The organism is Citrobacter sp. (genome assembly GCF_050252275.1).
Classification (GTDB): Bacteria; Pseudomonadota; Gammaproteobacteria; order Enterobacterales; family Enterobacteriaceae; genus Citrobacter_A; species Citrobacter_A amalonaticus.
Genome location: NZ_JBFWLF010000104.1, coordinates 1 through 13,569, shown reverse-complemented (window position 1 = coordinate 13,569; position 13,569 = coordinate 1). Strand labels below are relative to the sequence as shown.

The 13,569-nt window shown below is 53.3% G+C and carries 12 protein-coding genes; 8 read left to right on the top strand and 4 right to left on the bottom strand.

What is annotated here, in order from left to right:
• Positions 1-119 precede the first annotated feature (119 nt).
• The gene (gene asnC, locus AB7E14_RS10920; RefSeq protein ID WP_042323573.1) at positions 120-578 is read right to left on the bottom strand and encodes a transcriptional regulator AsnC; all 459 of its coding nucleotides are present in this window, start codon (positions 576-578) and stop codon (positions 120-122) included.
• Positions 579-728: 150 nt separating this feature from the next.
• On the opposite strand from asnC, the gene asnA reads away from it, so the two are divergent.
• Complete coding sequence (gene asnA, locus AB7E14_RS10915; RefSeq protein ID WP_044268167.1) at positions 729-1,721, top strand: aspartate--ammonia ligase; 993 nt, start codon at positions 729-731, stop codon at positions 1,719-1,721.
• A gap of 2 nt (positions 1,722-1,723) precedes the next feature.
• Here asnA and viaA read toward each other — a convergent pair whose 3' ends face one another.
• Both viaA and ravA read right to left on the bottom strand, forming a co-directional pair.
• Positions 1,724-3,175 (bottom strand): ATPase RavA stimulator ViaA, encoded by a 1,452-nt coding sequence (gene viaA, locus AB7E14_RS10910; RefSeq protein WP_061069420.1) that lies wholly within the window; start codon positions 3,173-3,175, stop codon positions 1,724-1,726.
• Entirely contained in the window at positions 3,169-4,665 is a 1,497-nt protein-coding gene (gene ravA / locus AB7E14_RS10905) for an ATPase RavA (RefSeq protein ID WP_428169518.1), read from the bottom strand. The genes viaA and ravA overlap by 7 nt, the downstream gene beginning before the upstream one ends.
• Positions 4,666-4,884: 219 nt before the next feature.
• Between ravA and kup the strand changes: the two genes are divergently transcribed.
• From kup to rbsR, 7 genes are all read left to right on the top strand, one after another.
• Complete coding sequence (kup, locus tag AB7E14_RS10900; RefSeq protein WP_042998762.1) at positions 4,885-6,753, top strand: low affinity potassium transporter Kup; 1,869 nt, start codon at positions 4,885-4,887, stop codon at positions 6,751-6,753.
• Positions 6,754-6,949: 196 nt separating this feature from the next.
• Positions 6,950-7,369 carry a D-ribose pyranase gene (gene rbsD / locus AB7E14_RS10895; protein WP_222167435.1) on the top strand — a complete coding sequence of 140 codons (420 nt, stop codon included), beginning with the start codon at positions 6,950-6,952 and terminating at the stop codon, positions 7,367-7,369.
• A 7-nt stretch (positions 7,370-7,376) separates the two neighbouring features.
• Positions 7,377-8,882, top strand: coding sequence for a ribose ABC transporter ATP-binding protein RbsA (rbsA, locus tag AB7E14_RS10890; RefSeq protein WP_044327109.1), 1,506 nt, complete (start codon positions 7,377-7,379; stop codon positions 8,880-8,882).
• A 5-nt stretch (positions 8,883-8,887) separates the two neighbouring features.
• Complete coding sequence (gene rbsC / locus AB7E14_RS10885; RefSeq protein ID WP_042998765.1) at positions 8,888-9,853, top strand: ribose ABC transporter permease; 966 nt, start codon at positions 8,888-8,890, stop codon at positions 9,851-9,853.
• Positions 9,854-9,877: 24 nt separating this feature from the next.
• A complete protein-coding gene (rbsB, locus tag AB7E14_RS10880; protein ID WP_042998766.1) occupies positions 9,878-10,768 on the top strand; it encodes a ribose ABC transporter substrate-binding protein RbsB in 891 nt (296 codons plus the stop codon).
• Between the two features lie 107 nt (positions 10,769-10,875).
• Positions 10,876-11,805: a ribokinase gene (rbsK, locus tag AB7E14_RS10875; protein ID WP_044256214.1), complete on the top strand. Its 930-nt coding sequence runs from the start codon at positions 10,876-10,878 to the stop codon at positions 11,803-11,805.
• A gap of 3 nt (positions 11,806-11,808) precedes the next feature.
• Entirely contained in the window at positions 11,809-12,807 is a 999-nt protein-coding gene (rbsR, locus tag AB7E14_RS10870; protein WP_080343289.1) for a ribose operon transcriptional repressor RbsR, read from the top strand.
• On the opposite strand, the gene AB7E14_RS10865 is transcribed toward rbsR, so the two are convergent.
• Positions 12,773-13,569 (bottom strand): MFS transporter (locus AB7E14_RS10865; protein WP_428169517.1); only part of this gene is annotated, 797 nt, incomplete at its 5' end. The two genes, rbsR and AB7E14_RS10865, sit on opposite strands and share 35 nt — an antisense overlap.

The window sequence follows — 13,569 nt, the reverse complement described above, 5'->3', positions numbered from 1 at the left end:
TGCTGCCGCTAATAAGAGTTATGTCAGCCATACAAGCCCATCCTGTTAAAGAAGGGCTATTGTACGCTGTGAGTGAGCTGGGATCTACCTGTGGAAAAATGTGGGATTAAAAAAGGCGATCACGGCTTGATGGTACGCATAATCGGGTTTTGCAGGACGATCAGCGTCTCGGTGGACTGAATTTCATCAATTGTTTGGATCTTGTTGATAAGTACATGCTGGAGGGCATCGATCGACCGGCACATGACCTTAATAAAGATGCTGTAGTGGCCGGTGGTGTAGTACGCCTCAGTGACTTCATCCAGGCTTTCCAGTCTGGCCAACGCCGAAGGATAGTCTTTGGCGCTTTTGAGAATGATGCCGATAAAGCAGCCGACGTCATAACCGAGTTGCTTCGGGCTGACGTCAATGCGCGCACCGGTGATGATCCCCGCCTGTTTCATTTTCTCCACACGCACGTGAATGGTCCCCGGACTGACGCCAAACTGTTTTGCCAGTTCGGCGTAGGCGGTACGGGCATTTTCCATTAAGGCATCAAGAATGCCGCGGTCCAGATTGTCGATCTGATAATTTTCCATCGCTTTTTCTTATGTGTATTAATGATTCACTCTATTTTAGCGGTTAATTTTAATGAATCAAAATTGAATACGGCTTTTTGTTTGTTGATTATTGAATATTGCCCCCATTTTGTTGCTTAATCATAGGCAACAGGACGCAGGAGTAAAAAAATGAAAACCGCTTACATTGCCAAACAACGCCAAATTAGCTTCGTGAAATCTCACTTCTCTCGTCAACTGGAGGAGCGTCTGGGTCTGATTGAAGTCCAGGCACCGATCCTCAGCCGTGTAGGGGATGGCACGCAGGATAACTTGTCGGGCTGTGAAAAAGCGGTGCAGGTGAAAGTGAAAGCGCTGCCAGATGCCCAGTTCGAAGTGGTTCATTCGCTGGCGAAGTGGAAGCGTCAAACACTGGGACAACACGACTTCAGCGCTGGCGAAGGGCTCTACACGCACATGAAAGCCCTGCGCCCGGATGAAGATCGTCTCTCCCCGCTCCACTCAGTGTATGTCGATCAGTGGGACTGGGAACGCGTGATGGGCGACGGTGAGCGTCAGTTCTCCACTCTGAAAAGCACGGTAGAGGCTATCTGGGCGGGAATTAAAGCGACCGAAGCAGCGGTAAGCAAAGAATTTGGTCTGGCACCGTTCCTGCCAGAGCAGATCCACTTTGTTCACAGCCAGGAATTACTGAGCCGTTATCCGGGTCTTGATGCAAAAGGTCGTGAACGTGCGATTGCCAAAGAGTTAGGCGCGGTCTTCCTGGTGGGGATCGGCGGTAAGCTCAGCGATGGCCACCGCCATGACGTTCGTGCGCCGGACTATGATGACTGGAGCTCCGCATCCGAGTTGGGGTATGCCGGTCTGAACGGCGATATTCTGGTCTGGAACCCGGTGCTGGAAGATGCGTTTGAACTCTCTTCCATGGGCATCCGTGTCGATGCCGACGCGCTGAAACATCAGCTTAAGCTTACCGGTGATGAAGATCGTCTGAGTCTGGAATGGCACCAGGCGCTGCTGCGCGGTGAAATGCCGCAGACTATCGGCGGCGGCATTGGTCAGTCGCGCTTAACCATGCTGCTGCTGCAACTGCCGCACATAGGTCAGGTTCAGTGCGGTGTATGGCCTGCACAGGTCCGTGAAAGCGTTGCTTCGCTGCTGTAATCTTATCGCCGCCAGCGTCTGAGCAGGCGGCTTCGCATCCCGGTATCAAAGCGCCAGATATGATCGAAAATGCGCATGATGCCGGGTTTGCCATGTGCTGACATCGCCACCGCGTGAAAGCGATGTTGATGAACCCGCTGCAGCTCTCCGACTTTACTCACCACTTCGTCAGGCAACCGCTGGGCGATAAAATCTGAAATCACCACCGCATCGGCATCAAACCACTCTCGTCCCTGCATGCGTTCAATAATGGCGCGAAAACAGCTGGCGATATCCGTACCGCCGCGAAAGCGTTGGCTCAGAAAGCGGATAGCCTGCTCAATGCCTTGTGGGCCGGAAAGCTCATAGCGCACCACTTCGGTGGAAAACAGCATGATGAAGCAACGACGGTTATCGGCAAGGGCAATGCGCATCAGGGCCAGGCAAAAGGCCTTTGCGCACTGTTCATTAAAGCCCCCCATTGAGCCGGAGGTGTCAACGCACACAATGAACGGCCCGCGCGGCTGTTCATCGAAATCCTGATGAATCACCGGTCGTTCAGTGACCTTCTCGCGCCAGGCTTCACCGTGCAGACGATAAGTGAGCAGTTGTTTTTCCACCAGCCGCCGGTAGAACTCATATTCCAGTTCTGTTATGCCGAGCGTGGCCAGTTCCGGTGGCAACAGACGCAGAATATCGTCACTTTGCTGAATACCATCAACCTGCTCAGGAACCGTTGCGGGCTCGCGCACCAGCGTGCGAAAGGTCTCCATCGGCGCATCTTTTCGCGGAACGGATTTGGCTTCTCTGGAACGCCCCAGTTGCTCTGCCAGTCGCATCAACTCCGGCTGTTCGCGCAGAAAATCACCGTACTTAACGATCAGTTGATAATCACCGCGTCTGAGCTGACCGGCGCTCATATCCCACAGGCGGCCTGCGGCGGTTTCGTTTTCTGCCAGAACCGGATCCAGTTGCCCGCTCAGGGTCATTCGTTCCTGAACTTCACTCAGTAACTGCTCACGCTCCTCTTCAAGCAATTGCTGATTAAGCGTGGTGGTCTGCACCACCAGACTTAAGCGCCAACGCTGTAAAAAGAGCGTATGCAGAGCGGGGGTGAATATCGTGTTGCTGTCCACCAGTTGCTGCGCCTGTTCGGCATACGGCGAGTGCAGCCGGTGTAATAGCGTCAATATTTGCGGAAGCTGGACGATGAACTGCGCGGTAGAGAGAAGCTGGCTCTGCTGGTAGCACATCACCTCTTCCGTCAGCTCAGGCGGTACGCGTGCATCTTTAAGCCGCCGACGAAGCGCTTCGCGCCAGCGCGGTAGATCGTCCGTGATTGCCGCTTTCAGACGGGGAAATTTTTCAAAAAAGACCGCCAGCTGTGGCGAGGCCAGCAGCGCGAGGATCATCTCTTCGATCATCCCCTCTTCACTGACGGCTAACATGACATTGAGTGTATCCAGTGTCAGCATTGTTGCGCCTGACGGATCTGCTCACCGACATCCTGAAGGCTGGCCTCAATACGACCTAACCAGTCGCTATGAATAAACAGGCACTTTTGCTGTTCGCTAAAGCGGGTATGCTGCTGGCGCCAGTCGTTTTCCAGCGCCTCCAGCTGCTGCTTGATTTCGCCGGGCATGGTTTCTTCCGACGAACCAGGAAGCGCCAGTCGCGTGCCCTGTAGACTCACATCGCGCACAACCAGATGCTGGGCGCTATCGACTTCCATATTCAGCGTCTGAGCAAACCCGATCCCGTTGAGTTTACCGCGGATCTCGCCCCCTTTCGCCAGCCATTGCTCCAGCGCGCTGCGATCAAAAGCGATGTGGATCACTTCCATATCATGCAATTTCAAGGGTTTTTGCAGAAGTAGCGTTAGAGTTGTCGCAGTGACCTCGGCGGGCAAATCGTAATGCGGACGACGGCTGAACATGCCACCCTGACGCAGCACGGTAAACGCGGTTTTATCGCTTTGTTGCTGCTGTAACTGAATGCGTTGCTGGACGATACCGCCGAGGCGCGTCAGCATGGTTTGCTGTTGCCAGGCGTGTCCGGTCATCAATATTTCGAGCTGTTGCTGCATCAGGTTCAGGCTCTGAGCGTCGTACCACAGGCAGTCCTTCAGCAGAATGAGATCGATAGGGGCAACGGCGTCACGCCCGCTAAAGAAGGCGCTTGCCTGTAACAGACGAATCGCTTTTTTCCAGCGACGGTCTGAGACGTAAGGCGCATTCGGCAGATTATCCAACTGCTGGCGCAGCGTAAAAATCAGCTCAAAAACATGATCGGGCAGCGTAATTGCGCCAATGTCTTTCTGCCAGCGGTAATACTCTTCATCGCTCACCTGTAGTGAGGCGGGAACCGGGTTTTCGCTTTCGTCCTGTTGGCTTACCAGCAAGGAGCGAAAGTTAGCTTTGTCCTGCACTTTGTCCAGCCACAGACGGATCAGCATACGGTCGTACAGCGCTTCCAGACTGCTGTCTGCTTCCGGTAGTTCGTTGGAGGCGGCCACCAGCAGGCGCATAGGGATTTTTTCTTCGTGCGCGCCGTTGCGAAAGTGACGTTCGTTAATCGCAGTCAGCAGGGTATTGAGGATTGCCGGACCCGCTTTCCAGATTTCATCAAGAAAGACGATTTCCGCTTCGGGAAGATAACCGGCGGTTAAGCGTTCGTAACGACCTTCATCTTTAAGCGCCTGAATAGAGAGTGGGCCAAAAACCTCTTCCGGCGTGGAAAAACGCGTCATCAGATATTCAAACGCCCGCGCATTCTGGAAGGCAAATTTCAGCCGACGGGCAATCAGGCTTTTGGCGATCCCTGGAGGGCCAAGTAAGTAAACGCTTTCGCCGCTCAGGGCGGCCAGCAGGCAAAGCCGAATGGCGTGACTGCGCTCATAGAGACCTTTTTCCAGCGCGCTGCTCAGGTGGGAAATTCTTTCCGCTAATAAATGTGGGTGAGCCATAATAGAGTGGCGTCCTTTCATAAATGTACTGCGTTAACAGCGAGTATAGACGTTTCGGTTCACAGGCTGAACTTGTTCGGGAGGCTGTTTATTTTTCTTTGAGCCAGGTTAATCTGGTCTCATTTAGGGGTACGATTTTGCTTGGAATCGTGCATACTGTGCGCTTTTTGTGGGCCAAGGGACTACGCACACATTTCTTTATATATGAAAGACTAGTCTATGAGCACTGATAATAAGCAATCATTGTCTGCGATTACCCTCGCAGCCATTGGGGTTGTCTACGGTGATATTGGTACCAGCCCACTTTATACACTTCGTGAATGTTTGTCCGGTCAGTTTGGTTTTGGCGTTGAACGTGATGCCGTTTTTGGTTTTTTGTCGCTGATTTTCTGGCTACTCATCTTTGTTGTTTCGATTAAGTATCTGACTTTCGTCATGCGTGCTGATAACGCTGGTGAAGGGGGGATCCTGACGCTGATGTCGCTGGCGGGGCGTAATACCTCCGCGCGAACGACCTCTATGCTGGTCATCATGGGCTTAATCGGCGGCAGCTTCTTTTATGGTGAGGTGGTGATCACCCCGGCCATCTCGGTGATGTCGGCCATTGAGGGTCTGGAGATCGTTGCGCCGCAGCTGGATACCTGGATTGTCCCGCTGTCGATAATCGTCCTGACGCTGCTGTTTATGATTCAGAAGCACGGTACCGGGATGGTGGGGAAGTTATTTGCGCCTATCATGCTGGCCTGGTTTTTGATTCTGGCCGTGCTTGGCCTGCGCAGCATTATTGCCAACCCCGAAGTGCTGCAGGCGTTGAACCCGATGTGGGCGGTGCATTTCTTTCTGGAATATAAAACCGTCTCCTTTGTTGCGCTTGGCGCGGTGGTTCTGTCGATTACCGGTGTCGAAGCGCTGTATGCCGATATGGGGCACTTTGGTAAGTTCCCCATCCGTCTGGCGTGGTTCACCGTGGTACTGCCTTCGCTGGTGCTCAACTACTTTGGTCAGGGCGCGCTGCTGTTAAAGCATCCGGAAGCGATTAAAAACCCGTTCTTCTTGTTGGCGCCGGACTGGGCGTTGATTCCGCTGCTGATCATTGCGGCGCTGGCGACGGTGATCGCCTCTCAGGCGGTGATTTCAGGCGTCTTTTCGCTGACGCGTCAGGCGGTTCGCCTGGGATATCTGTCGCCCATGCGTATCATTCATACGTCAGAAATGGAGTCCGGACAGATCTACATTCCGTTCGTCAACTGGATGCTTTATATCGCAGTGGTCATTGTGATTGTCAGCTTCGAACACTCCAGTAACCTGGCGGCGGCGTATGGGATTGCCGTGACCGGCACGATGGTGCTGACCTCGATTCTCTCAACCACCGTGGCGCGTAAAAACTGGCACTGGAATAAGTACTTCGTGGCGCTGATTCTCGTCGCGTTCCTGTGTATTGATATTCCGTTGTTCTCGGCAAACCTCGACAAACTGCTGTCTGGTGGTTGGTTACCGTTATCGCTGGGTCTGGTGATGTTCACCATCATGACCACCTGGAAGAGCGAACGTTTCCGCCTGCTGCGTCGTATGCACGAGCACGGTAATTCTCTGGAAGCGATGATTGCCTCGCTGGAGAAATCCCCGCCGGTACGCGTGCCGGGAACTGCGGTATATATGTCTCGCGCGCTGAATGTGATCCCCTTTGCTCTGATGCACAATCTCAAGCACAACAAGGTATTGCATGAGCGAGTGATCCTGCTGACGCTGCGGACTGAAGATGCGCCGTACGTGCATAACGTCCGTCGTGTGCAGATTGAACAGCTGTCGCCAACCTTCTGGCGCGTCGTTGCCAGCTATGGCTGGCGTGAAACGCCGAATGTTGAAGAAGTCTTCCATCGCTGTGGTCTGGAAGGGTTGAGTTGCCGGATGATGGAAACGTCGTTCTTTATGTCGCACGAGTCGTTAATCGTCGGCAAACGCCCCTGGTATTTGCGTCTGCGTGGCAAGCTGTATCTGCTTCTCCAGCGTAACGCGCTGCGCGCGCCTGACCAGTTTGAGATCCCGCCTAACCGCGTGATTGAACTGGGGACACAGGTCGAGATTTAACATGCTCATCCAGCCGGGCAGCGCAACGCTTGCCCGGCATTTTTCTTCCCGTCCAGCTCTGCTTTGTCTCTCTTTCCATTTCACTTAGCGAAACGTTTCGACGGTGATCACAAATCTGTTACGTAATGATGGTTATTTGCTCATTTCTCAGACTACACTCAATACCAGCGAAACGTTTCGCTAGTGGAGTAAGAAAATGAAGAAAGGCACTGTACTCAATTCAGAGATTTCATCGGTGATCTCCCGTCTGGGGCATACCGATACGCTGGTGGTGTGTGATGCAGGTTTACCCATCCCGAACAGAACTACGCGTATTGATATGGCATTAACCCAGGGCGTACCTTCTTTTATGCAGGTACTGGATGTGGTGACCCGTGAAATGCAGGTTGAGTCGGCCATTCTCGCGACGGAAATTAAACAACATAATCCGCAGCTCCACGAAACGTTGCTCAGCCATATCGAGCAACTGCAACAACACCAGGGAAATATCATAGAAATTCGTTACACCACGCATGAACAATTTAAAAAACAAACCGCAGACAGTCAGGCGGTAATTCGCAGCGGGGAGTGTTCCCCGTATGCGAATATCATTCTCTGTGCTGGCGTCACTTTCTGAGGCTGTCATGGACGCATTACTGCAACTCAAAGGGATCGATAAAGCGTTCCCTGGCGTGAAAGCGCTATCCGGCGCCGCACTCAATGTTTATCCCGGCCGCGTGATGGCGCTGGTGGGGGAAAATGGTGCCGGCAAATCCACCATGATGAAAGTGCTGACCGGTATCTATACCCGTGATGCGGGTTCGCTGTTGTGGCTGGGTAAAGAAACCACCTTTAATGGCCCTAAATCGTCCCAGGAAGCCGGTATCGGCATCATCCATCAGGAACTTAACCTGATCCCACAGCTCACCATTGCGGAAAATATTTTCCTTGGCCGCGAATTCGTTAACCGCTTTGGCAAAATTGACTGGAAGAAAATGTATGCCGAAGCGGATCTCCTGTTAGCTAAACTCAATCTGCGCTTTAAGAGCGACCGCCTGGTTGGTGAATTGTCGATTGGCGACCAGCAGATGGTCGAGATCGCCAAAGTGCTGAGCTTTGAGTCGAAAGTCATCATTATGGATGAGCCAACGGATGCGCTCACCGATACCGAAACCGAATCCCTGTTCCGCGTGATCCGCGAACTGAAGTCGCAGGGGCGCGGTATTGTCTATATTTCTCACCGCATGAAAGAGATCTTCGAGATTTGCGATGACGTGACCGTTTTCCGCGACGGGCAGTTTATTGCCGAACGTGAAGTGGCCTCGCTGACCGAAGACTCCCTGATAGAGATGATGGTGGGACGTAAGCTCGAAGAGCAGTATCCGCGCCTGGATAAAGCGCCTGGCGACATCCGTCTGAAGGTCGATAACCTGTGCGGACCCGGCGTGAACGATGTTTCTTTTACTCTGCGTAAAGGTGAAATATTAGGGATCTCGGGCCTGATGGGAGCCGGGCGTACCGAACTGATGAAGGTTCTGTATGGCGCGCTGCCACGCACCAGTGGTTATGTCACGCTCGACGGGCATGAAGTGATCACTCGTTCTCCGCAGGACGGACTGGCGAACGGTATCGTCTATATTTCTGAAGACCGCAAGCGCGACGGTTTAGTGCTCGGTATGTCGGTAAAAGAGAATATGTCGCTGACCGCGCTGCGCTATTTCAGTCGCAGCGGCGGCAGTCTGAAGCATAAGGATGAGCAACAGGCGGTAAGCGATTTTATCCGCCTGTTCAACGTGAAGACGCCGTCGATGGAACAGGCTATCGGTCTGCTGTCCGGCGGCAACCAGCAGAAAGTGGCGATTGCCCGTGGGCTGATGACCCGTCCGAAGGTGCTGATCCTCGATGAGCCTACCCGCGGCGTGGACGTGGGGGCTAAGAAAGAAATTTATCAGTTAATTAACCAGTTTAAGGCCGACGGCCTGAGCATCATTCTGGTCTCCTCTGAGATGCCAGAAGTATTAGGCATGAGCGATCGCATTATCGTCATGCATGAAGGGCATCTCGGCGGTGAATTCACTCGCGAGCAGGCCACCCAGGAAGTTCTGATGGCTGCCGCTGTAGGCAAGCTTAATCGCGTGAATCAGGAGTAAAAAAGATGACTACCCAGGCTGTTTCTGGTCGCCGTTATTTCACCAAAGCGTGGTTGATGGAGCAGAAGTCGCTCATTGCCCTGCTGGTGCTGATCGCGATTGTCTCGACGTTGAGCCCTAACTTTTTTACCGTCAATAACCTGTTCAACATTCTTCAACAGACATCCGTGAACGCCATTATGGCGGTGGGGATGACACTGGTGATCCTGACATCGGGTATCGATCTGTCTGTCGGTTCCTTGCTGGCGCTCACTGGCGCGGTGGCGGCTTCAATTGTAGGGATTGAAGTTAACGCGCTGGTGGCCGTTGCCGCTGCCCTGGCATTAGGTGCCGCTGTTGGCGCAGTCACAGGTGTGATTGTGGCGAAAGGCCGCGTGCAGGCGTTTATCGCCACGCTGGTCATGATGCTACTGCTGCGCGGCGTGACGATGGTGTACACCAACGGGAGTCCGGTTAATACGGGCTTTACCGATAATGCCGATCTGTTTGGCTGGTTCGGTATCGGTCGTCCGTTGGGGGTTCCAACGCCGGTCTGGATCATGGGTATTGTTTTCCTGGCGGCATGGTACATGTTGCACCACACTCGTCTGGGTCGCTATATCTATGCGCTGGGCGGTAACGAAGCGGCAACGCGTCTGTCTGGCATTAGCGTCAGTAAAATCAAGATTATCGTCTATTCACTGTGTGGGCTGCTGGCATCGCTGGCGGGTATCATTGAAGTGGCGCGCCTCTCCTCTGCCCAGCCGACTGCCGGTACGGGCTATGAGCTGGATGCCATCGCAGCCGTTGTGCTGGGTGGGACCAGTCTGGCGGGCGGCAAAGGTCGTATTGTTGGGACCTTGATCGGCGCATTAATTCTGGGTTTCCTCAATAATGGTTTGAATTTGTTAGGTGTTTCCTCCTATTACCAGATGATCGTCAAAGCGGTGGTGATTTTGCTGGCGGTACTGGTAGACAACAAAAAGCAGTAACAACGACTACAGGACATCTTAAATATGAACATGAAAAAACTGGCTACCCTGGTTTCTGCTGTTGCGCTAAGCGCCACCGTGAGCGCGAACGCAATGGCGAAAGATACCATTGCGCTGGTGGTCTCCACGCTTAATAACCCGTTCTTTGTCTCGCTGAAAGATGGGGCGCAGAAAGAGGCTGACAAGCTGGGTTACAACCTGGTGGTACTGGATTCTCAGAACAACCCGGCGAAAGAGTTGGCGAACGTTCAGGATTTAACCGTACGTGGTACTAAAATTCTGCTGATCAACCCGACGGATTCCGACGCGGTGGGTAACGCAGTGAAGATGGCGAACCAGGCGAATATCCCGGTGATTACCCTTGACCGCCAGGCAACTAAAGGTGACGTCGTCAGCCATATCGCATCTGATAACGTGCTGGGCGGGAAAATCGCCGGTGATTACATCGCCAAAAAAGCCGGTGAAGGCGCAAAAGTCATTGAACTGCAAGGTATTGCCGGGACTTCCGCGGCGCGTGAGCGTGGTGAAGGTTTCCAGCAGGCCGTTGCGGCACACAAATTTAACGTTCTGGCCAGTCAGCCGGCAGATTTCGACCGCACTAAGGGTCTGAACGTCATGCAGAACCTACTGACTGCGCATCCGGACGTGCAGGCTGTTTTTGCACAGAACGATGAAATGGCGCTGGGTGCGCTGCGTGCTCTGCAAACCGCAGGTAAATCTGATGTGATGGTGGTCGGATTTGACGGTACGCCTGATGGCGAAAAAGCGGTAAATGATGGCAAACTGGCTGCGACTATCGCACAGTTACCGGACCAGATCGGCGCGAAAGGCGTTGAGACAGCGGATAAGGTGCTGAAAGGCGAGAAAGTTCAGGCCAAATATCCAGTTGACCTGAAGCTGGTCATCAAGCAGTAACTGGCGATTCAGGCGACCGCGTGTCGCCTGAGGGACTAAATATAAAGAAATGTGTGGCATACGCCACCGGGTAATACCGGTGGCGATCTCAGATGGACACCCCGAACATGAAAACCGCAGGCAGTCTTGTCGTTCTAGGCAGCATTAATGCCGACCATATCCTGAACCTTGAAACATTCCCTACGCCAGGCGAAACCGTCACCGGAAATCACTATCAGGTGGCTTTTGGCGGTAAAGGGGCGAATCAGGCTGTGGCTGCGGGTCGCAGTGGGGCAAATATTGCGTTCATTGCCTGTACGGGCGATGACGATATCGGAAGTAACATCCGTAAACAGCTTGTCAGTGACAACATTGACGTCGATTCGATCAGTGTCATTAGCGGTGAGTCCACCGGCGTGGCGCTGATTTTTGTGAACGGCGACGGTGAAAACGTTATTGGTATCCATGCTGGCGCTAATGCGGCGCTTTCCCCTGCATTCGTTGAGGCGCAGCGTGAGCGCATTGCTCAGGCATCTGCATTGTTGATGCAACTGGAGTCGCCGATAGAAAGCGTGTTGACGGCTGCGAAGATCGCAAAGCAAAACAATACGATTGTGGCGCTGAACCCGGCTCCGGCGCGTGAGTTATCCGACGAACTGCTGGCGCTGGTGGATATCATCACCCCCAACGAAACCGAAGCGGAAAAGCTGACGGGGATCCGTGTCGAAACTGATGCAGACGCAGCGAAAGCATCCCAGGCGCTGCATGCAAAAGGCATTCGTACCGTATTGATTACATTAGGAAGCCGGGGTGTCTGGGCCAGTGTGAATGGCGAAGGCAGTCGGATACCTGGATTTAAAGTTGACGCTGTCGATACTATCGCTGCGGGCGATACCTTCAACGGCGCGCTGATCACCGCTCTGCTGGAAGAAAAACCGTTGTCTGACGCAATCCGCTTTGCGCATGCCGCTGCGGCAATTGCGGTGACCCGTAAAGGAGCACAGCCTTCCGTGCCGTGGCGTGAAGAAATTGAGGCGTTTTTAGGTCAGCAGAGGTAACGCTTGGCTACCATGAAGGATGTTGCCCGCCTGGCGGGCGTTTCCACTTCAACCGTTTCGCATGTCATTAATAAGGATCGCTTTGTCAGTGAAGCGATAACTGAAAAAGTCGATGCGGCGATCAAGTCATTAAATTACGCCCCTTCTGCGCTGGCGCGCAGCCTGAAGCTGAATCAGACGCGCACCATCGGCATGCTGATTACAGCGAGTACCAACCCTTTTTATTCCGAACTGGTGCGTGGCGTTGAGCGCAGCTGTTTTGAACGCGGCTATAGCTTGGTGTTATGCAATACTGAAGGCGATGAGCAGCGCATGAACCGTAATCTGGAAACCCTGATGCAAAAGCGGGTGGATGGTTTACTGTTGCTCTGTACCGAAACACACCAGCCATCGCGTGAGATCATGCAGCGCTATCCTTCTATCCCTACTGTTATGATGGACTGGTCGCCTTTTGATGGCGATGGGGATAGCGATCTTATTCAGGATAACTCGTTGCTTGGCGGCGACCTGGCTACACAGCATTTGATTGATAAAGGCTTTACCCGTATTGCCTGCATTACCGGGCCATTGGATAAAACCCCGGCGCGATTGCGTCTGGAAGGGTATCGCGCAGCGATGAAGCGTGCCGGGCTGAATATCCCGGACGGTTACGAAATTACCGGTGATTTTGAATTTGGCGGTGGGTTTGAGGCCATGCAGAAACTGCTTTCGCATCAACATCGGCCCCACGCTGTGTTTACCGGCAATGATGCCATGGCCGTCGGCGCCTATCAGGCGTTGTACCAGGCCGGATTGCGAATTCCGCAGGACATGGCGGTGATTGGCTACGATGACATCGAACTGGCGCGTTACATGACGCCGCCGCTTACCACGATTCATCAGCCGAAAGATGAACTGGGTGAGCTGGCCATCGATGTTCTGATTCATCGGATGGCGCAACCCGCCCTACAACAGCAGCGTTTGCAACTTACTCCTGTTTTGATGGCGCGGGGTTCCGTGTAGGTTTGTGTCGCTCTTTGATCAGGTTGCGGCCATCTTTGGCTCTCAGCAACATGAACATCAGGGCTGACACGATCGTAATCGCACCCATCGTTATAAAGGTGTAGTGGAACTGTTCGACCGTATTGGTTCCTTCCATCCCTTCATAAATGCGTAACACCGCCGCGCTTATCGCTACCCCTAAACTGATGGACAGTTGTTGCGTAACGGCCAGTACGCTGTTGCCACTGCTGGCGTTATCATCGGTCAGATCGGCCAGCGTAATGGTGTTCATTGCGGTGAATTGCGTCGACATCGCCATCCCGAGAATGAATAACGGCAGAATCAACATCCAGACGGGCATGGCGGGAGATTGCAGAGAAAACTGCGCAATCATCAATCCGATAAAGACCGTAATGCCCACCAGGGTGGTTCGATAACCCAGACGGCGCAGTACCTGCGTCACCATCGACTTCGCCAGTATTGAACCCAGCGCGGTGGGCGCCATCATGCAACCGGCAATCAGCGCCGGAAAGCCAAATCCTACCTGTAGCATCAATGGCATCAGGAACGGCACACATCCTGTTCCCAGACGGGTTGCCAGGTTACCGGAAATGCCGACGGAGAAAGTGCGGGTCTTAAACAGTGACAACGAAATAAGCGGGGTGGGATGGCGTCGCGCATGACGAATATAAGCCAGCAGTAACACAATACTCAGCAGAATAATGGTCAGTGCTATCCAGGTGGCGACAATTTTCTCGCCAAATAACTCCATCCCGCTGGAAA